General features: G+C 62.5%; 16 protein-coding genes. 5 read left to right on the forward strand and 11 right to left on the reverse strand.

What is annotated here, in order from left to right:
* Positions 1 to 341: 341 nt before the first annotated feature.
* From JFT44_RS23035 to pedF, 4 genes are read right to left on the reverse strand one after another with little or no spacing between them, the layout of a single operon-like run.
* Positions 342 to 1,862: an aldehyde dehydrogenase family protein gene (locus JFT44_RS23035; RefSeq protein ID WP_169961110.1), complete on the reverse strand. Its 1,521-nt coding sequence runs from the start codon at positions 1,860 to 1,862 to the stop codon at positions 342 to 344.
* A gap of 26 nt (positions 1,863 to 1,888) precedes the next feature.
* Positions 1,889 to 2,815 carry a quinoprotein relay system zinc metallohydrolase 1 gene (locus JFT44_RS23040; protein WP_198831221.1) on the reverse strand — a complete coding sequence of 309 codons (927 nt, stop codon included), beginning with the start codon at positions 2,813 to 2,815 and terminating at the stop codon, positions 1,889 to 1,891.
* Positions 2,812 to 3,567, reverse strand: coding sequence for a quinoprotein dehydrogenase-associated SoxYZ-like carrier (locus tag JFT44_RS23045; RefSeq protein WP_120733524.1), 756 nt, complete (start codon positions 3,565 to 3,567; stop codon positions 2,812 to 2,814). Before JFT44_RS23045 ends, JFT44_RS23040 begins: the two co-directional genes overlap by 4 nt.
* A 3-nt stretch (positions 3,568 to 3,570) precedes the next feature.
* On the reverse strand, positions 3,571 to 4,032 hold the full coding sequence (gene pedF, locus JFT44_RS23050) for a cytochrome c-550 PedF (protein ID WP_057439405.1): 462 nt from the start codon (positions 4,030 to 4,032) through the stop codon (positions 3,571 to 3,573).
* 254 nt (positions 4,033 to 4,286) lie between these two features.
* Here pedF and exaA point away from each other — a divergent pair, with 254 nt between their 5' ends.
* Both exaA and JFT44_RS23060 read left to right on the forward strand, forming a co-directional pair.
* Positions 4,287 to 6,179: a quinoprotein ethanol dehydrogenase gene (exaA, locus tag JFT44_RS23055; protein ID WP_198831222.1), complete on the forward strand. Its 1,893-nt coding sequence runs from the start codon at positions 4,287 to 4,289 to the stop codon at positions 6,177 to 6,179.
* A gap of 87 nt (positions 6,180 to 6,266) precedes the next feature.
* Positions 6,267 to 6,914 carry a pentapeptide repeat-containing protein gene (locus JFT44_RS23060; RefSeq protein ID WP_057960075.1) on the forward strand — a complete coding sequence of 216 codons (648 nt, stop codon included), beginning with the start codon at positions 6,267 to 6,269 and terminating at the stop codon, positions 6,912 to 6,914.
* Positions 6,915 to 6,956: 42 nt separating this feature from the next.
* Here JFT44_RS23060 and JFT44_RS23065 read toward each other — a convergent pair whose 3' ends face one another.
* A complete protein-coding gene (locus JFT44_RS23065; RefSeq protein WP_057439407.1) occupies positions 6,957 to 7,583 on the reverse strand; it encodes a response regulator transcription factor in 627 nt (208 codons plus the stop codon).
* Between the two features lie 275 nt (positions 7,584 to 7,858).
* Between JFT44_RS23065 and JFT44_RS23070 the strand changes: the two genes are divergently transcribed.
* Positions 7,859 to 8,413 (forward strand): PQQ-dependent catabolism-associated CXXCW motif protein, encoded by a 555-nt coding sequence (locus tag JFT44_RS23070; RefSeq protein ID WP_115128522.1) that lies wholly within the window; start codon positions 7,859 to 7,861, stop codon positions 8,411 to 8,413.
* Between the two features lie 27 nt (positions 8,414 to 8,440).
* A complete protein-coding gene (locus JFT44_RS23075) occupies positions 8,441 to 9,106 on the forward strand; it encodes a response regulator transcription factor (protein WP_198831223.1) in 666 nt (221 codons plus the stop codon).
* Positions 9,107 to 9,595: 489 nt separating this feature from the next.
* On the opposite strand, the gene JFT44_RS23080 is transcribed toward JFT44_RS23075, so the two are convergent.
* The 6 genes from JFT44_RS23080 to JFT44_RS23105 all read right to left on the reverse strand — a co-directional run bounded on the left by JFT44_RS23080 (position 9,596) and on the right by JFT44_RS23105 (position 17,008).
* Positions 9,596 to 11,896: a PAS domain-containing hybrid sensor histidine kinase/response regulator gene (locus JFT44_RS23080; protein WP_120733526.1), complete on the reverse strand. Its 2,301-nt coding sequence runs from the start codon at positions 11,894 to 11,896 to the stop codon at positions 9,596 to 9,598.
* The gene (gene nosP, locus JFT44_RS23085; RefSeq protein ID WP_057960094.1) at positions 11,826 to 12,989 is read right to left on the reverse strand and encodes a nitric oxide-sensing protein NosP; all 1,164 of its coding nucleotides are present in this window, start codon (positions 12,987 to 12,989) and stop codon (positions 11,826 to 11,828) included. The genes JFT44_RS23080 and nosP overlap by 71 nt, the downstream gene beginning before the upstream one ends.
* Positions 12,990 to 13,231: 242 nt before the next feature.
* Positions 13,232 to 14,407, reverse strand: coding sequence for a porin (locus JFT44_RS23090; RefSeq protein ID WP_198831224.1), 1,176 nt, complete (start codon positions 14,405 to 14,407; stop codon positions 13,232 to 13,234).
* Positions 14,408 to 14,560: 153 nt separating this feature from the next.
* Positions 14,561 to 15,364, reverse strand: a complete 804-nt coding sequence (locus JFT44_RS23095; RefSeq protein ID WP_057439411.1) for a sulfite exporter TauE/SafE family protein — start codon at positions 15,362 to 15,364, stop codon at positions 14,561 to 14,563.
* Between the two features lie 9 nt (positions 15,365 to 15,373).
* A complete protein-coding gene (locus tag JFT44_RS23100) occupies positions 15,374 to 16,618 on the reverse strand; it encodes an FAD/NAD(P)-binding oxidoreductase (protein WP_198831225.1) in 1,245 nt (414 codons plus the stop codon).
* A 54-nt stretch (positions 16,619 to 16,672) separates the two neighbouring features.
* A complete protein-coding gene (locus JFT44_RS23105) occupies positions 16,673 to 17,008 on the reverse strand; it encodes a helix-turn-helix transcriptional regulator (RefSeq protein ID WP_032860171.1) in 336 nt (111 codons plus the stop codon).
* 94 nt (positions 17,009 to 17,102) lie between these two features.
* Here JFT44_RS23105 and JFT44_RS23110 point away from each other — a divergent pair, with 94 nt between their 5' ends.
* Complete coding sequence (locus JFT44_RS23110; protein WP_198818230.1) at positions 17,103 to 17,966, forward strand: MBL fold metallo-hydrolase; 864 nt, start codon at positions 17,103 to 17,105, stop codon at positions 17,964 to 17,966.
* Positions 17,967 to 17,977 lie beyond the last annotated feature (11 nt).

A 17,977-nucleotide genomic window follows, 5' to 3' on the forward strand; every position in this document is an offset into this window, starting at 1 on the left:
GCTACTGGCAGACAGACACTCTTCAATCAGTGATTGCTTGAGCGCTAGGTTGTATTTCGTCATGGAACACCCTCCCGAGGGGTCAGGTGTCCAACATTCGGGGGGCAGTTCACGTAAGGGCGGAACCCTAAGTGGCCGTGACCGCAGCAATGGATATGTACACATACCCAGAAGAGGGTTGTGTAGCTACTCATGCTGCGATGACCGAAGGTCAGCCGCCAATGATGCAAGCTGAACAACCGCTATCGCAGGCAAGCCAGCTCCCACACTTGATTGCATTTCAAGCAGGGCGGCTGATGCCTACCCATCAAAGGGTGGAAGCTGGCAGTTCAATCAGGCGATCAGAAGAACCCCAGCGGGTTGATGTCGTAGCTCACCAGCAGGTTCTTGGTCTGCTGGTAATGATCGAGCATCATCTTGTGGTTCTCACGCCCTACCCCGGACTTCTTGTAGCCACCAAACGCGGCATGCGCCGGGTACAGGTGATAGCAGTTGGTCCACACACGCCCGGCCTTGATCGCCCGGCCCATGCGGTAGGCGCGGTTGATATCGCGGGTCCACAGCCCGGCACCCAGGCCGAATTCGCTGTCGTTGGCAATCGCCAGGGCTTCGGCTTCGTCCTTGAAGGTGGTCACGCCCACCACCGGGCCGAAGATTTCTTCCTGGAACACGCGCATTTTGTTGTGGCCCTTGAGCAGGGTCGGCTGGATGTAAAAGCCGCTGGACAGGTCGCCCGCCAGGTGTTCGGCGGCGCCACCGGCCAGCAGTTCGGCGCCCTCTTCCTGGGCGATGGTCAGGTACGAGAGGATCTTGTCGTACTGCTGCTCGGACGCCTGGGCGCCGACCATGGTCTCGGTGTCCAGCGGGTTGCCGCGTTTGATCTTGACGATCTTCTTCATGACCTCGGCCATGAACGGCTCGTAGATCGACTCCTGCACCAGCGCCCGCGACGGGCAGGTGCACACTTCGCCCTGGTTGAAGAACGCCAGCACCAGGCCCTCGGCGGCTTTCTCGATGAAGGCCGGCTCCGCCTGCATGATGTCTTCAAAGAAGATATTCGGCGACTTGCCGCCCAGCTCGACGGTGGACGGAATAATGTTCTCGGCCGCCGCATGCATGATGTGCGCACCCACCGGGGTGGAGCCGGTAAAGGCGATCTTGGCGATGCGCTTGCTGGTGGCCAGGGCCTCGCCGGCTTCGCGGCCAAAACCCTGGACGATGTTCAACACGCCGGCCGGCAACAGGTCGGCGATCAGTTCGGCAAACACCATGATCGACAGCGGCGTCTGCTCGGCCGGCTTGAGCACGATGCAGTTGCCGGCGGCCAGGGCCGGGGCGAGTTTCCAGGCGGCCATCAGCAACGGAAAGTTCCACGGGATGATCTGCCCGACCACGCCCAGGGGCTCATGGAAATGATAGGCCGCGGTCAGTTCGTTGATCTCGGCGGCGCCGCCTTCCTGGGCGCGGATGCAGCCGGCGAAGTAACGGAAGTGGTCGGCGGCCAATGGCACGTCGGCATTCAGGGTCTCGCGTACGGCCTTGCCGTTGTCCCAGGTCTCGGTCACGGCCAACACTTCCAGGTGCTGCTCGATGCGGTCGGCAATTTTCAGCAGCACCAGGGCGCGGTCCTGGGCCGAGGTCTTGCCCCAGGCGTCGGCGGCAGCATGCGCAGCGTCCAGGGCCTTGTCGATATCGGCGGCGCTGGAGCGCGGGAATTCGGCAATCACCTCGCCAGTGACTGGCGAGGTGTTGGTGAAGTATTCACCGTTGACCGGGGCCACAAACTCGCCACCGATAAAGTTACCGTAGCGCGGCTTGAAGGTGACGATGGCGCCGGGGGTGCCAGGTTGTGCGTAGATCATGATGAGGCCTCTTTCGGGGGATGTTGTTATTGATCTATCCGTTGCATCTGAGCGCGTTCATAGCGGGGATACAGGTGGCTGACACTGCGGATCAGTTCGTAGCGGCTCAGGCTGATGGCCGCAAAACGTTCGGGAATGGGGCTGCGGATCATCTCGCCCATGGCACTGCCGTTGGCAGCACCGGTGGCCATGAGCTGGTCGAGCCAGCCCAGGTAATCACGCATTTGTGCGAAGGGTTGGGCATCGCTGGCCACCGGGCCGTGGCCGGGCACGATCAGTTTCCAGGGCAGGCCTTGCAGGGTGGCGATATCCGCCAGCCATTCCGCCAGGCCCGGGGTGTTGGGGGTGGTCAGGGCGCGCTGGTAAAACACCAGGTCGCCGGCAAACAGCACGCCGGTGGTCTCGTCGAAAATCGCCAGGTCGGCGCCGGTATGGCCGCTCAGGCTCAACAATCGCAAAGCGTGGCCGCCGACGGTCTGCACTCCGGGGCTCAACGTCTGGCTGGGCAGCAGCACTTCGGTGCCGCGCATCCAGTCGCCGACCATGCGGTACAGGTTTTCCGCCATGCCATCGCCCTGTTCGCGCAGCAGCGTGGTGGTGCCTGCCAGCGCAGCGATCGGCATATCCGTGAACGCCTGGTTGCCCAGCACATGGTCGGGGTGATGATGGGTCAACAAGACCTGGATCACCGGCTTGTCGGTGACCGTGGCAATCGCCTGGCGCAATGCTTCGCCGTAACGCCGGGACGGCCCGGTGTCGATCACCACCACCCCGGCCTGGGTCACGATAAACCCGGTATTGACGATGTTGCCGCCGTTGGCCCTGGCGAAATTATCCGTGCTGCCTTCCAGCAGCCAGGTGTCGGCGGCGATCTGCCGGGGCTTGAGGGCGTAGTCGAGGTCGGCCAGCGCGGGCAGGCCCAGGCCGAGTAACAGCAGTAATAGCCACTTCATGGGATGGCCCCGGCGAATTCACTACCGCTGGTATCGCGCAACAGCAAGCGCACCGGCCCGGCGCCTTGCAGGTCAAACGCCAGGTCGGGGTTCTCGCTGACCGCCGCAAACAGCTCCAGGCGCGCCAACACCCGGTCCTGGGCGTCGCGCAGTTCGGCGTGGTTGATGTAGAACTCAGGGATGCCGCTGACCATGCCATTGTCCATCGGGTGTGCTATCTGCAGGCGCAGCCGGCTGAAATCCTCGCGGGGGTAACGACCGCCCAACACTTCCCCCAGGTGTTCTTCCCAGCCCGGCTGGCTGCGCACCACGCTGGGCGCGGTACAGCCGCCGCCGGCGGCGTCGATCAGGGTCGAACCCACATGCCACAGGCCATCCTTGGTCAACACGGCGGCGCGCAACGGCGTGGCCTGCTCGATCCGGACGCGGATCGCCAACCACGGCAACACGCCCTCGCCCGGCTGGAAGTCGACGATTTTCGGCAGTGGATTGAGTTCGGCCCAGGCGATGATTTTCACCACCTGGCCCTTGAAGGCGCGAGCGTCGATTTCCAGGGGCACCTGCCGCGCATCTTCGGCAAATGGCGGCGCCAGCAACTTGACCCGTTCATCAAAGACAAACGGCGCATTGCCGAGGAACTGCTGGTGGAAATAGCTCCACATCACCGATGGCACCGGGTCTTTGCCGGGGTCCATCCCGTAGGCGGCCACTGGCAACCAGCAAGCCAACAGCCAACGTGCGCGCCAGCCCATGGCTTACTCCTCGACGTGCACGCTATCAAGATAAGTGCGTACCGCCCACAAGGCTTCCTGGCTCAAGTAGTCGGCCATTTTCGGCATGTACACCCGACCATCGCGCACCGCGCCGTGGCGCACCCGTTCGACGAACCATTCGTCCCCGGCATCGCCCTCATCGAGCATGCGCAGGTCGGGGGCGATCCCCCCGGACTTGGCTTCCAGACCGTGGCACGCGGCGCAGTTCTGGTTATAGGCCGAGGCCCCCACTTCGACGGCCTTGGCGTGTTCCGGCGACTGGCGATACGGGTTCACCGCCGCCCAGCCATCGGCATCCAGCGGTACGCCGGCGTCCTTGATCGGGGTCAGGCCTTGGGTTTCCACGGCAGTTGGCGTCACGTTGCCGTGAGCCCAGACGGAGCCTGCACCGATCACCCCGGCCAACAGGCCGGCAACCAGCAAGGCGTTGCGTTTTGTTGTCATTATTGTCCCCTCAGGATTGCACGCAAAACCTCTCTACAGAGGCTATGGCAACCATCATAGGAACGCCTCGCCAGGGCCCGTATGCTGCTTTGGTGGCCGGGCTCTACTCCCTTCGTAGTAAGGCTTGCGGGCCCCTGCTAAATCAGATGCGGTTCGGGAAATTGTCCCGGCCACACCGGGATATTTTCCGTATCCGCGGGCACCGTCCAGCCAGCAACCTGTGCAGGCCAAAACCTCCACTGGGAACTGCAACCATGACAATAAGATCGCTACCCGCCCTCTCGCCGCTGAGCCTTGCCGTGCAGGCTTTCCTGCTGGTCGGCAGCCTGTCCTTGAGTGCGGCGAGCTTCGCCGCTGCCGAACCTGCAAAGCAGACGCGCAACGTCACCTGGGAAGACATTGCCAACGACCACCTGACCACCAAGGACGTGCTGCAATACGGCATGGGCACCAACGCCCAGCGCTGGAGCCCCCTGGCCCAGGTCAACGACAAGAACGTGTTCAAGCTCACCCCGGCCTGGTCGTACTCGTTCGGTGACGAGAAGCAGCGCGGCCAGGAGTCCCAGGCCATCGTCAACGACGGCGTGGTGTATGTCACCGGCTCCTACTCCCGGGTGTTCGCCCTCGACGCCAAGACCGGCAAGCGCCTGTGGACCTACAACCACCGCCTGCCCGACAACATCCGCCCGTGCTGTGACGTGGTCAACCGCGGGGCCGCGATTTTTGGCGACAAGATCTACTTCGGCACCCTCGATGCGCGCCTGATCGCCCTCGATAAAAACACCGGCAAAGTGGTGTGGAACAAGAAATTCGGCGACCACGCCGCCGGCTACACCATGACCGGCGCCCCGGTGCTGATCAAAGACAAGATCACCGGCAAGGTCCTGCTGATCCACGGCAGCTCCGGCGATGAATTCGGCGTGGTCGGCCAATTGTTTGCCCGCGACCCGGACACCGGCGAAGAAGTGTGGATGCGCCCGTTCGTCGAAGGCCACATGGGCCGCCTGAATGGCAAGGACAGCACCACCACCGGCGATGTGAAAGCACCATCCTGGCCGGATGATCCGACCACCGAAACCGGCAAGGTCGAGGCCTGGAGCCACGGCGGCGGTGCCCCTTGGCAGAGCGCCAGTTTCGATGCCGAGACCAACACCATCATCGTCGGCGCCGGCAACCCCGGCCCGTGGAACACCTGGGCGCGTACTTCCAAGGATGGCAACCCTCACGACTTCGACAGCCTCTATACCTCCGGCCAAGTGGGTGTCGACCCAAGCACCGGCGAAGTGAAGTGGTTCTACCAGCACACGCCAAACGATGCCTGGGACTTCTCCGGCAACAACGAGCTGGTACTGTTCGACTACAAGGACAAGGACGGCAAAGTGGTCAAGGCCACCGGCCACGCTGACCGCAACGGCTTCTTCTACGTGGTGGACCGTAACAACGGCAAGCTGCAGAACGCCTTCCCGTTCGTCGACAACATCACCTGGGCCAGTCATATCGACCTGAAGACCGGCCGCCCCGTGGAAAACGAAGGCCAGCGTCCGGCCAAGCCGCTGCCGGGTGAAACCAAGGGCAAGCCGGTGGAAGTCTCGCCGCCGTTCCTCGGTGGCAAGAACTGGAACCCCATGGCCTACAGCCAGGACACCGGCCTGTTCTACATCCCCGGCAACCAGTGGAAAGAGGAATACTGGACCGAAGAGGTCAACTACAAGAAGGGCTCGGCGTACCTGGGCATGGGCTTCCGTATCAAGCGCATGTATGACGACCACGTCGGCACCCTGCGCGCGATGAACCCGACCACCGGCAAGGTGGTGTGGGAGCACAAGGAGGCCCTGCCATTGTGGGCCGGCGTGCTGGCGACCAAGGGCAACCTGGTGTTCACCGGCACCGGCGACGGTTTCTTCAAAGCCTTCGACGCAAAAACCGGCAAGGAGCTGTGGAAGTTCCAGACCGGCAGCGGCATCGTCTCCCCACCGATCACCTGGGAACAGGATGGCGAGCAATACATCGGCGTGACCGTTGGCTACGGCGGCGCCGTGCCGTTGTGGGGCGGCGACATGGCCGAGCTGACCAAACCGGTGGCACAGGGCGGGTCGTTCTGGGTGTTCAAAATCCCGAGTTGGGATAACAAAACCGCGCAAAAATAACCCCCCGTTGATGATCGTTCCCACGCTCTGCGTGGGAATGCCTCCCAGGGCGCTCCGCGCCCCAACGGCCACCACGAGGTCCCTGCCATGAACTACCTGCCCCTGCTACTCCTGCTCTCCCTCCCCCTGGCCTACGCCGACGACGGCGACGACCAACCCCTGGTCATCAACGGCTGCACCCTCGCCCCCCACAGCCAATGCCCCGGCGCCAACCTCAAGGGCGCCAACCTGCGCAACCAGGACTTGAGCAAAATGAACCTGGCCGGGGCCGATCTGCGCGAGGCCGACCTGCGCCACGCGAACCTCGACCTGGCCAACCTGGAAAAAGCCCAACTGCAAGGCGCCAACCTGACCCGCGCCAGCCTGCAGCAAGCCAACCTGCGCCTGGCAGATTTCAGCGGGGCCACTTTGATGGCCGTGCAAGGCTGGGGCATGTTTGCCCAGGGCGCGCAATTTGAAAACGCCAACCTCAGCGCGGCTTACCTGCAATTTGCGCGGTTGTCGGGGGCCAAGCTGCACAAGGCCAACCTGCGTGCAGCGGACCTGGAAATGACCTGGCTGAGCAAAGCCGACCTGCAAGGTGCGGACCTGAGCGACGCCAACCTGCAAGAGGCCAAGTTCGGTGAAAGCAACCTGGAACAGGCCACCCTCACCGGCACCCGCCAGCACTATGCAAACTTCCAGGACGCGAATATGGAGGGCTGCAAGGATTGCCCCACCACCTGGGACCGTTAACTTTTGCAGGCGCGGGCTTGCCGGCTCCTGCAGAGGAGCGACTTATCCCGCCGCCCGCACCACGCCCATATCAATCCCCACATGCACCAGCTCCGCATGGGAGCTGACCTGCAATTTGCTCTTGAGCAAGGTCAGGTGATTGGACACGGTCTTGCTGCTGATACTCAGTTGATCGGCAATGGCCCGGGTAGGTGTGCCCTTGGCCAGCATCAGGAAAATCTCCAGCTCACGGGCCGTCATGCCCTGCAGGCGATGATCGACCGGGTGGTAGGCCAGCTCGGTGGCCAGGGCCTGTTCGATATAGGTGTGGCCGTCGAGAATGCGCTGCACCGCTTCATTCATCACCGCAGGCGTCGCGCCCTTGGTGATATAGCCCGACGCACCGGCCTCCAGGGCCTGGCGTACCAGGGGCAGCTCCTGATGCTGGCTGAAAAACAGCACGCGCAATTGCGGCAGGCGCTGGCGCAGGCGGCGAGTGGTCTCCAGGCCGCTGATGCCCGGCAGGCCAAAACCGGTGATCACCAGGTTCGGCACCGCCTCCTGCACCCGCGCCAGCGCCTCCTCGCCAGTGCCCGCCTCGCGCACTTCCACGCCCGGTAGCAGCGCCCGCAATAGGCTGCTGTAACCCAGGCGCACCACGGCGTGCTTGTCTACCAACAGGATATTCATGAGGCATGCGCCGGCATCACCAGCAGCGGCGCCGGTCGCGGGCCGTGGAGCTTGTCCACGCCGATCAGGCTGACAATCAGCAAAAACGGCAAGAGCAGCGCCTTGAGAATTCGCATGATCGTACAACTCCTGAGGATGACCGGTACTTTCATGCTAGAGCCCTCAAGCGCCGGCTGATTTACTACTTTGGTACTGGTTTTACTGTCTATCGTCGCATTCCCAAGGCAGCGCGACTGGCATGTAATAGGCGCATAACTATAAGGATCGTACCTGCCATGCTGCCCGCCCGACTGACTCTGGCTGCCGTGCTGTCGCTGACCCCGCTGCTGGCTGCTGCCCAGCCGCCAACCGCGCTGTTTTCCCGCGACGGCTACCGCATCAACCTCTATCGCAGCCCCACCCCCGAACACCTGCCGGGCGCGACCATCGTCGATACCCAGGCCCTGCAAACCCTGCTGGCGCAACAACCGCGCCCGGTGCTGATCGACGTTTACCGCCGGCAATGGCTGCACGGCCAGTTCATCGAAGACCTGCCCCACGCCAACCTGCCCGGCAGCCATTGGCTGGCCAATACCGGCGATGGCGAGCTGACGCCCGAGTGGCAGAGCTACTTTGCCCGCCACCTGTACACCTACACCGACGGTCACCTTGCCCACCCCTTGGTGTTCTACTGCCGCGCCGATTGCTGGTTGAGTTGGAACGCGGTAAAACGGGCCAAAGCCTTGGGCTATAACACTGTGTATTGGTATCGCGATGGCCTGGACGCGTGGGAGGCCGCCAAGCTGCCCGTCGCCGCGGCACACCCAGAGCCCTTTGAGCTTGCCCCCTGAAACATCACAATAAAAAGGTGAACGGCCATGTATAAAATTCTGATTGCCGACGATCACCCGCTGTTTCGCGAAGCGATCCATAACGTCATCAGCGACGGTTTTGCCGGCAGCGCAGTGATGGAAACTGCCGACCTGGACAGCGCCCTGGCCCTGACCCAGGAGCACGACGACCTCGACCTGATCCTGCTGGACCTGAACATGCCCGGCATGCACGGCCTCAACGGCCTGATCAACCTGCGCAACGAAGCGCCGACCATACCGGTGGTGATCGTCTCGGCCGAACAGGACAAGCAGATCGTGCTGCAAGCCATCACCTATGGCGCGGTGGGCTTTATCACTAAATCCTCGCCACGGGCGCAGATGACCGAAGCGATCCAGCAGATCCTCAATGGCAACGTGTACCTGCCGCCCGACATCATCCGCACCCAGAAAAACCCCGGCCAGCGGCGCATGCACGACAACCCGGCCTTCGCCCCGGAACTGCTGCAGGCCCTTACACGCAAGCAGTTGCTGGTGTTGGAGCGGATGACCAAGGGCGAGTCGAACAAGCAGATTGCCTACACCCTGGAAATTGCCGAGACCACGGTGAAGGCCCACGTGTCGGCGATTCTGCGCAAGTTGAACGTACATAACCGGGTGCAGGCGATCCTTAGCGCTGGAGATATCGACTTCGGCTCCTACCTGCGGCGCTGATTTTCCTTACAACTGAGATCAAATGTGGGAGCGCACGCCTCAACGATCAGATCGGCTACCAGGCCGCCTCGCTTTGCTTTTGATCTTGATCTTGATCTGAGGCGCCCCGTTAAACCACGCTGGCCGTCATCCGATTTTGATTTGGGGGGTAACCCGGCAGGACGCCGGGTTAGCCGCGCTGGGCCATGGATGGCCCATCGCGGCGGCCCCCCAAATCAATGTCGGATGACGGGCACACCGAGCCTAGGCGAGGTGCCGAGTGGTGGGGCAAAAGCCCTTTTGGTTACTTTTGGGGCTCTTTTCCAAAAGTGAGCCGCCGTAAGGGCGGAACCCTAAGTGGCCATGACCGCAGCAACGGATATGTACACAACCCCAGAAAAGACCTGTGTAGATACCTACGCCACGATAACGGTGTGTCATTCAGCATTTATTTGCCTGACCCACCGCTATCGCGGGCAAGCCCGCTCCCACATTTTGATCGAGGGCATGTCAGGGACGGCCCAAGAGGTGGCTCATGGCAGTCTTGAGTTTCATCGGCCGCACCGGCTTGTGCATCAGGGTATGCCCCAGCTCGCGGATTTGCAGTTTCAGTTCGTTGCTGTAATTGGCGGTGATCATCATCGCCGGAATGGCGCTGGCCCGCCGCGCATTGATCCTGGCCACCGCGTCCACGCCGTTCTGTTCGTCATCCAGGTGGTAATCAGCAATCAGCAAGTCCGCCTGGGCATGGTAGTTGTCCACCTGGCGTGCCAGGTCCTGTTCGGACAAGGCGGTAATCACCTGGCAGCCCCAGCCTTCGAGCAAGGTACGCATACCGGCACAGATCGCCGCGTCGTTATCCAGCACCCACACCCGGGCGCCCTGCAAACGCTCCAGCATCGGCTCACTCATCACCGGCATAGGCAAGACCCTGGGTGCGGTGCTGCTCAACGGCACCTCCACACTGAACATCGAGCCCCGTCCCGGCCAGGAGCGCACACTGATCCGGTGCCCGAGGATCCGCGCGATTTTTTCCACAATCGCCAACCCCAGGCCCAACCCACGATCCTGGTCCGGGCGTTGCACATCGCCGCGCTTGAACTCCTGGAAAATCTCCTCCAGGCGCTCCTCGGCGATGCCCATGCCGGTGTCCCAGACCTGGATCGACAACCGCTGATGCTCACGCCGACAACCCAGCACCACGCGCCCGCCGTAGGTGTAGCGGATGGCATTGCTCAACAGGTTGCGCAAGATTCTGGCGAGCAACTGGATATCGCTGCGCACCAGGGCCGAGCAGCCAATAAAGTGCAGCTGCAAGCCTTCGCTGCGCGCCACTTGGGTGTATTCGGCGGCGAGGTTGTCCAGCAGTTCGCTCAAGGCAAACGGTGCGATATCGGCCTTGATCACCCCGGCGTCGAGCTTGGAAATATCCACCAGGGTGCCCAGCAGGTTTTCCACGTCTTCCAGGGAATTGCTGACGTTGCGCACCAGGGTCTCGTTGGCCACCGGGTCACGCCGCTCCAGCAAGGCCCCGGTAAACAAGCGAGCGGCATTCAGCGGTTGCAGCAGGTCATGGCTGACCGCCGCCAGAAACTTGGTTTTCGACAGGTTGGCCTGCTCGGCTTCCAGCTTGGCTTCGCGCAGGCGCGACTCCACGCGGCGGCGCTCGTCGATTTCCTGCAGCAGTTGGTCGTTGAGCGAAGTCAGTTCGGCGGTGCGCTCGCGCACTCGCAGTTCCAGGTTCTGATAAGCCTGGTGCAGGGCCTCGGCGGTGCGCCGGCGTTCGGTGATGTCGCGGATCAGCACAAAGATCCCCACCACCTCGCCACTGGCCAGGCGGTTGGGCACATAGGAACGCAGCATGTAGCGCTCCTGATGGTTGATATTGGTTTCGGCGAACTCGAAGGTCACGCTCTCCCCCGCCAGCGCCTGCGCCACGTAGGCTTCCAGGCGCTGGTAATGCTGTTCGCTGTGGGCCTGGCGCAGGCTTTTGCCGAGCATCGCGCCCTGCGCCCAGCAATACCATTGCTCGTAGACCTTGTTGGTGAACTCGTAGACCAGATCGGCATTGAGGTAGGCAATCAACGCCGGCACATGGTCGGTGATCAGGCGGATCCAGCGTTCGCTTTCCTGGGATTTCTGCGCGACGGCCTGTTCACGGCGCAGGGTTTCCGCCAGTTTGACGTCAGTGATGTCGGTAAACAGAATCACCCGCCCACCGTCCTGGGTCGGCCGCTCGCTGACTTGCAGCCAACGGCCGTTATCCAGACGGTAAAACAGGGTTTCATCAGCGTGCCCGTGGGCCTCTTCGGTGAACAGGCCGTTGACCGTCATCAGCCGTTTGACCTCACGCAGGCCCATGCCCGCGACAATCTGCACCGGGCTGTTGCTCCAGAACCCCTGGAAGCGGCTGTTGAACAACACAATATGTTGGTGCTGGTCGAACAGCACAAAGGCATCGGAAATGCTCTCGATGGCATCAATCAAATGCTGGTGGGCGGTTTCCGCGCGCAGCCGCGCATCGCGCAGCAGATGGTTGCTGGCCTTGAGTTCGGCCATCGCCTGGTTGAGGGCGTCGGTACGTTCGCGCACCTGCTCGGCCAGCACCACCGAATGCTGGAACGCCGCATAAGGGTCGTTGCCACGAGTCGCGCCGGACTCGACGCGCTCGATCAGCGCGGCGTTGATCCGCGCCAGCTTACGATTGTCCTGCTGCAGGGCGCGGATCTGCGCGTGCAGTTCAGCGCTGTCCAGAGCTTCGACCACGGGCAATGGCGACCCCGGTAAAGGTCTGGTTGATGTGCATGCCATTGAACTGTTCTCCGTAGGTGTTGAACCCCATCACCCGTTGCTCGCGCAAAAAGGCGCCGATCGGCTCCAGGGTGCCGTGCTCCTCGAGCTCCAGGCGCCGCAGGAAACAGTCGCAGCCGATGGTCAGTAGCAGGTCGCCGAGACGCGCTTGCAGGCCGTCGAACAGGGTCTGCAGGTTGGGCAGGATCGGCCCCGGGGTCATGGCGGTGAGGACGATGCCGTTTTCCACCGCGCAGTAGAAACTCAGGCTCAAGTCATCGTGGACCTGCTGGATCGCCCGCACGTAGTACTGCTCGTTGATACGCACCGCCAACGGATGGGCGGCGAAGATCCGGTGATCCAACTGTGCAACGGCCACGCCGATATGCCGTGCGTACTCCTCGGCGGCAGGTTCGGCATTCAACTCAAAGACCCGCCGCGACGCGCTGTCCGCGCCTGTCACCACCAGTTTGTGTGCCAAGGGCAGGATATGGTGGGTGGTGAACACCTCGAAATCCAGCCAGGTATTGACCAGCACCACGACAGCCGCACCGCTGTGGAAGGCGCCGTCAAAATACACGTGGGTGTGGGTCAGGTGGTTGTCATCGCCGGCCGAACCGCCGAAATGCGGGATATCGCCGAGCGCTGCGCTCAGGGCGGCGAGGACCATTTCTTCGCGGCTGGACAGGCCGTCGAGCAGGGTCAAGGCAAAGCTGTTGCCCTTGATCGGGGCCAGGGTGTTACTGCGACAGCCACCCACCAGGCGTTCGACCATTTGTTGCGCGTCGATCAGGCTGAAGTGCTCGACCTGGTCGATCAGTTCGGTGGCAATGGAAAAGTGCGCATGGTCAAACCCCACCGCCGTCACGCAATTGCGCCCGTAACCCTGGGGCGTGATCTCGCCGGCGCTGGTACAACCCACCACGCGGACACCACCGAAACTGTGTTGCAGGGCCTGGCCGAGGGCCTGCAGGTCATAGGTGGCAGAGCAGAAGAACAGCACGAACCCCAGGTACGGGTGCAACAACTGGCACGCCAGCTCATCGGCCACCTGCTGCGCATCGCTGGCCTGGGACATGGCTGTGACTACGCCTTCGCTGTGCACCTGTTGCATGGTCATCTCCCCGTTGAAGCTCAAGTGTACGAACGCGCGGGGTGGCGACCTATGCTACTTGGGTACTGGGTCGGGGCTTCGATGGGATGAGAGCCACCGGGCAACAGATGAATCTCTGTGGGAACTGGCTTTGTGTGGGAGCTGGCTTGCCTGCGATTGCATCACCGCGGTGTAACTGACCCACCGAGTCGCAAGCATCGCAGGCAAGCTGGCTCCCACACGTTTGAGCGTGTTCCAGGTCATTACCAGGTCAGCACCGCGCCTACGGCAAAGGTATCGGTGTCTTCATTCTGCGCACTGGTGTCGTGGCCGTTGATCTCGAACTGGTTGTACTCGGCCACCAGCTTCAGGTTGTCGTTGATGTCATGGAACAGGGCAATGCCCCGGGTTTCGTAGTCGGCGCCGCTGCCGACCACGCCGTTGCCGTCGTCCTTGGTCTTGCCGTAGGACAGCGCCAGGCGGTTCTTGCCCAGTTTGTAGGAGCCCTGCAGCAGGTAGCCATTGCTGTCGACATTACGCAAGGTGGCCTCCCCGGCGTTGTTGGTGAAGAACGGGTTGAGGCCCTTGGCCTGGAAGCCGGAGCCGGTGAGCGACAAGCCGCCCATCTTCGCCTGCACCCCATACCCCAGGCCCTTGGAGGTCACCGATTCGACGCTGGAGTCGGTGTTGTCCGAGGTCTGGTAGCTGCCGTTGAGCCAGCTGTAGATCTTCGCCCCGCCCACGTCGAACTGGTAGGTGATCTCGCTCTCGGTACGCGGGTTCTTCTGGTAGGCCTTGCCCAACGGGCTGCTGTCGTTGGTGTCGACCGGGTCCATGATGCCCACGGCCACCCGCAGGCCGTCCATTACCGGGGTGCGGTAGGTGATTTGCGAGGTGGGGAACGGGTATGGGTAGCCACTGCCGATATTGCCGAACGATACCCCGCCGCCGTCCACCAGGCCCAGGCTGTCGCTGACCTGGCCATAGCCGGCGAGCAGTTCGTCGAGCAGGATGTTGGAACGGGCGAACAGGCCGAAGTCCTTGCCGATCAGCACTTCACCCCACTCGGGGTTGGCCACGGTGCCGTAGAACTGGCGCACGTCGATGGCGGTGTCGGTGCCGTTGGTTTCACTGTCGTTGATGGTCACCCAGAACGAGGCACGGGCGCCGAGCTTGAGGTCATCGACCTGCTTGCCCATGTTGAAGCCCAGGTAGTTGGGCAAAAAGCCCATTTTCACCCGCGACTGGCGCCGGTCGTATTGCTCGCCGGCACGGTCCACATCGCTGTTGACGTAGAAGGCGTTGACGTAGCCATCGGTGGAGAAGGTGGTTTGGTCCTTGTCGTACAGCACGATCTCGGCCTGGGCCACCGAGCTCAAACCGAGGCTGGCGATAAAGGCTGGCAACAAACGACGGGGGAAGTTCTTATTGTTATGCATGGCGCGCTCCGCGACGGGGGTCTGGGTGTCGGAGGCGATTATCGAAAGCCAGGCAGCGCGGTTAAACGCTGCCTTGGAGGGAAATGCGCGGTGCTTTGGAGGGCGCCGAGGGCCCGCCACTTAAGGCTTACACCGGTAGGCGCGGGGTTGGGGTCAAAGGGCGTTGAACAACATCCCGCCTGCCACCACGATACACAGGCTGGCAAAGCCGATTTGCAAGGCCCGCGCCGGAATCAGCGAGCCCAGGCGCCGGCCGATGAGCATGCCGACGATGCTGGCACCAATAAACACCCAGCCGAGGGTGTCGATCACCACCCCGGCATGGAACGCGCCGACCACACCAATCAGCGAAATCAGGCTGATCACCATCAGCGAGGTGGCGACAATCCCGCGCATCTGCACATCGGTCAGTTGCTTGAACGCCGGCACGATCAGAAAACCGCCGCCCACCCCCAGCAGGCCCGATACCGCACCGGTCACCGCACCGAGGGCGGCCAGGGTCGCGGTGCATTTGGCGGTCCAGGAAAACCGCCCGGTCTGCTGATCGAGCATGCAGTTCTTCTGCCCCCAGGACGCGGCGCCATGGTCGCTGGGGCCGGCCTCGAGCTTTTCGCGCCGCAACATGCGCCACGCCACCAGCACCATCAGCGCGCTGAACAGGCCCATCAGGATCTTGTCCGGCAACTGATGGGCGAAGAACACCCCCAGCGGCGAAAACAGGGCGCCAAGCAAGGCAATCAGCAACGCCGCGCGGTACCGCACCAGGCCATGGCGCAAGCCATCAATCGCCCCCACCGCCGCCGCCGCCCCCACGGCGAACAATGACACCGGGGCCGCTTGGGTCATGGTCAAGCCCAGCCCCAGCACCAACGCCGGCACCCCCAGGATCCCGCCCCCGGCCCCGGTCAGGCCCATCACCAGCCCCATGAACACGCCAAAAAAACTTGCCAGCAGCATAGGGTTCTCTCACTCCACCTTGGCCAGACGGGTCAGCCATTCGCGGCCCTTGAGCATGCCGTTCCAGTAGAACCACGGCAGCAGCGTCGCCTTCAAAAACCACGCCGAGCGCCGCGCCACCGTCGGGTCGAGGGGAAAGGTCGGCAGCAGCCGGCCGCCATAACCGAACTCGGCCAGCACCACCTTGCCCTTCTCCACCGTCAACGGGCAGGAGCCATAACCGTCGTACTTGAGCGGCAATGGCGCCTGTCTGCGCAGGGCCAGCAAGTTCTCGGCGACCACCACGATTTGCTTGCGCACCGCCGCCGCCGTCTTGGCATTGCTGGTGGAGCACACATCGCCCAGGGCGAAGATGTGCGGGTAACGCACCTGTTGCAGGCTGTGGGGGTCGACCTCGCACCAGCCAGCGGCGTCGGCCAGTGGGCTGTGGCGGATAAAGTCCGGGGCCACTTGCGGCGGGACGACGTGCAGCATGTCGAAGGATTTTTCTTCGACGCTGACATTGCCTTCGGCGTCCTTGACCTCGAACCAGGCCTTGCGCGCCGGGCCATCGACCTTGATCAGGTTGGAATTGAAGGCCAACTGCACGCCATATTTCTCGACATAGTTCATCAACGGCGGCACAAAGGTTGCCACGCCAAACAGCGCGGCGCCGGCCAGGTTGAATTCGACGTCGATCGTGTTCAGCTCACCTTGCTTGAGCCAATGATCGCAAGACAGGTACATGGCCTTTTGCGGCGCACCCGCGCATTTGATCGGCATGGCTGGCTGGGTAAAGATCGCCTTGCCGCCCTTGAGCTGCTGCACCAGTTGCCAGGTGTAGGGCGCGTGCTGGTAGCTGTAGTTGGACGTAACGCCGTTGTGGCCCAGGGTCTGCTCCAGGCCTTGGATTTTCTCCCAGGCCAGGCGCAGGCCGGGGCAGACGATGAGGTTATTCCAGGTCACACGCTGGCCGCTGTCGAGCACCAGGGCCTGCTCGTCGGGCAGCAACTGACTGACCGCCGCCTGCACCCAGGTCACGCCGTCGGGCAATACCCGGGCCATGGGGCGCATGGTCTTGCGGATGTCATGGGCGCCGCCGCCCACCAGGGTCCAGGCGGGTTGGTAGTAATGTTCGGCGCTGGGTTCAATCAGGATGATATTGAGCTGCGGGTCGCGCTTGAGCAGGCTGGCCAGCAGGCCGATGCCTGCCGAGCCGCCGCCGATGACCACGATGTCGCCACTGATGGTCGGTCCCCAGTGTTGGTCGTTCATAGTCCTGGCCTTTCTTATTTCAACAATGCACACAAGGGTCGTTGCCGTATGGCGTCACGCCCAGCTTTTTATCACCGCCCCGCAGTACAGCCCGGAGAGGGTTTTCATCACTTGAATCACTTCGTGGCTGGCCAACCCGTAAAAGATGTACTTGCCTTCACGACGGGTCGCCACCAGCCCTTCGTCGCGCAGGATCCCCAGTTGCTGGGACAACGTCGGCTGGCGCACGCCGGTCATGGTTTCCAGCTCACCCACATTGCGCTCGCCCTGGGTCAACTGGCAGAGGATCAGTAGCCGGTCCTCATTGGCCAGGGCCTTGAGCAAGGTACAGGCCTTGGACGCAGACGCACGCAACTGGGCGACTTCACCTTCACTCAGACTGGATTCCATTTGCTTCGGTCCTTTCTCTCACTTAAGCTCAAAACATTATGTTTAAACATAAAGTGAATATCACGCCTTTTTTTAGCCATCAGGGACAACCGTCATGCCTGCGCTGATTCAACCCTTCCTGGACGAGGCCTCGTCGACCTGGACCTACATCGTCTATGAAGCGGACGGTGGACCCTGTGCCATTGTCGACTCGGTGCTCAACTACGACCCCGCGTCCGGACGCACCGACACGCGCCAGGCCGACCACGTCGTGGCGTTCGTCCAGGCCCATGGCTTGCAGGTGCAATGGCTGCTGGAAACCCACGCCCACGCCGACCATCTGTCCGCCGCGCCGTACCTGCGCCGTGTCTTGGGCGGCAAAATCGCCATTGGCCAGTCCATCAGCCAGGTGCAGGGCGTGTTCAAGCACCTGTTCAACCTGGAGCCGGCGTTTCGCGTTGACGGTTCGCAGTTCGACCATCTGTTCGCCCCCGACGAGGTGTTCCACATCGGCAACCTCAAGGCCCAGGCCCTGCACGTGCCCGGCCATACCCCGGCAGACATGGCCTACCTGATCGACGACCAGTTGATCCTGGTGGGCGACACCCTGTTCATGCCCGACGTGGGCACCGCCCGCTGTGACTTCCCTGGCGGCGATGCGCGCCAGTTGTATGCCTCGATGCGCAAGTTGCTGGCCTTCCCCGGCGACACCCCGCTATACGTGTGCCATGACTATCCACCCGAGGGCCGCGAGGCCAAATGCCTGACCAGCGTGGCTGAACAGCGAGCGAGCAATATCCATGTGCATGACGGGGTGGATGAAGCGGCATTTGTGCAAATGCGCACCACCCGTGATGCCGGGCTGGGCATGCCGACGCTGTTGCTGCCGGCGATCCAGGTGAATGTACGAGCGGGGAATATGCCGCCGGCGGAAGACAATGGCGTGGTGTACCTGAAAATCCCGATCAACCAGCTGTGACACGGCACATC

Source organism: Pseudomonas sp. MF5691 (genome assembly GCF_016405645.1).
Classification (GTDB): domain Bacteria; phylum Pseudomonadota; class Gammaproteobacteria; order Pseudomonadales; family Pseudomonadaceae; genus Aquipseudomonas; species Aquipseudomonas shahriarae.

Bases quoted from the DNA above. Each gene is read 5' to 3' on its own strand.
- JFT44_RS23105 (WP_032860171.1), bottom strand. From the start codon at position 17,008: ATGGAATCCAGTCTGAGTGAAGGTGAAGTCGCCCAGTTGCGTGCGTCT.
- JFT44_RS23070 (WP_115128522.1), top strand. From the start codon at position 7,859: ATGCTGCCCGCCCGACTGACTCTGGCTGCCGTGCTGTCGCTGACCCCG.
- JFT44_RS23080 (WP_120733526.1), bottom strand. From the start codon at position 11,896: ATGGCATGCACATCAACCAGACCTTTACCGGGGTCGCCATTGCCCGTG.
- JFT44_RS23035 (WP_169961110.1), bottom strand. From the start codon at position 1,862: ATGATCTACGCACAACCTGGCACCCCCGGCGCCATCGTCACCTTCAAG.
- JFT44_RS23110 (WP_198818230.1), top strand. From the start codon at position 17,103: ATGCCTGCGCTGATTCAACCCTTCCTGGACGAGGCCTCGTCGACCTGG.
- JFT44_RS23065 (WP_057439407.1), bottom strand. From the start codon at position 7,583: ATGAATATCCTGTTGGTAGACAAGCACGCCGTGGTGCGCCTGGGTTAC.
- JFT44_RS23060 (WP_057960075.1), top strand. From the start codon at position 6,267: ATGAACTACCTGCCCCTGCTACTCCTGCTCTCCCTCCCCCTGGCCTAC.
- exaA (WP_198831222.1), top strand. From the start codon at position 4,287: ATGACAATAAGATCGCTACCCGCCCTCTCGCCGCTGAGCCTTGCCGTG.
- JFT44_RS23075 (WP_198831223.1), top strand. From the start codon at position 8,441: ATGTATAAAATTCTGATTGCCGACGATCACCCGCTGTTTCGCGAAGCG.
- nosP (WP_057960094.1), bottom strand. From the start codon at position 12,989: ATGCAACAGGTGCACAGCGAAGGCGTAGTCACAGCCATGTCCCAGGCC.
- pedF (WP_057439405.1), bottom strand. From the start codon at position 4,032: ATGACAACAAAACGCAACGCCTTGCTGGTTGCCGGCCTGTTGGCCGGG.
- JFT44_RS23045 (WP_120733524.1), bottom strand. From the start codon at position 3,567: ATGGGCTGGCGCGCACGTTGGCTGTTGGCTTGCTGGTTGCCAGTGGCC.
- JFT44_RS23095 (WP_057439411.1), bottom strand. From the start codon at position 15,364: ATGCTGCTGGCAAGTTTTTTTGGCGTGTTCATGGGGCTGGTGATGGGC.
- JFT44_RS23090 (WP_198831224.1), bottom strand. From the start codon at position 14,407: ATGCATAACAATAAGAACTTCCCCCGTCGTTTGTTGCCAGCCTTTATC.
- JFT44_RS23100 (WP_198831225.1), bottom strand. From the start codon at position 16,618: ATGAACGACCAACACTGGGGACCGACCATCAGTGGCGACATCGTGGTC.
- JFT44_RS23040 (WP_198831221.1), bottom strand. From the start codon at position 2,815: ATGAAGTGGCTATTACTGCTGTTACTCGGCCTGGGCCTGCCCGCGCTG.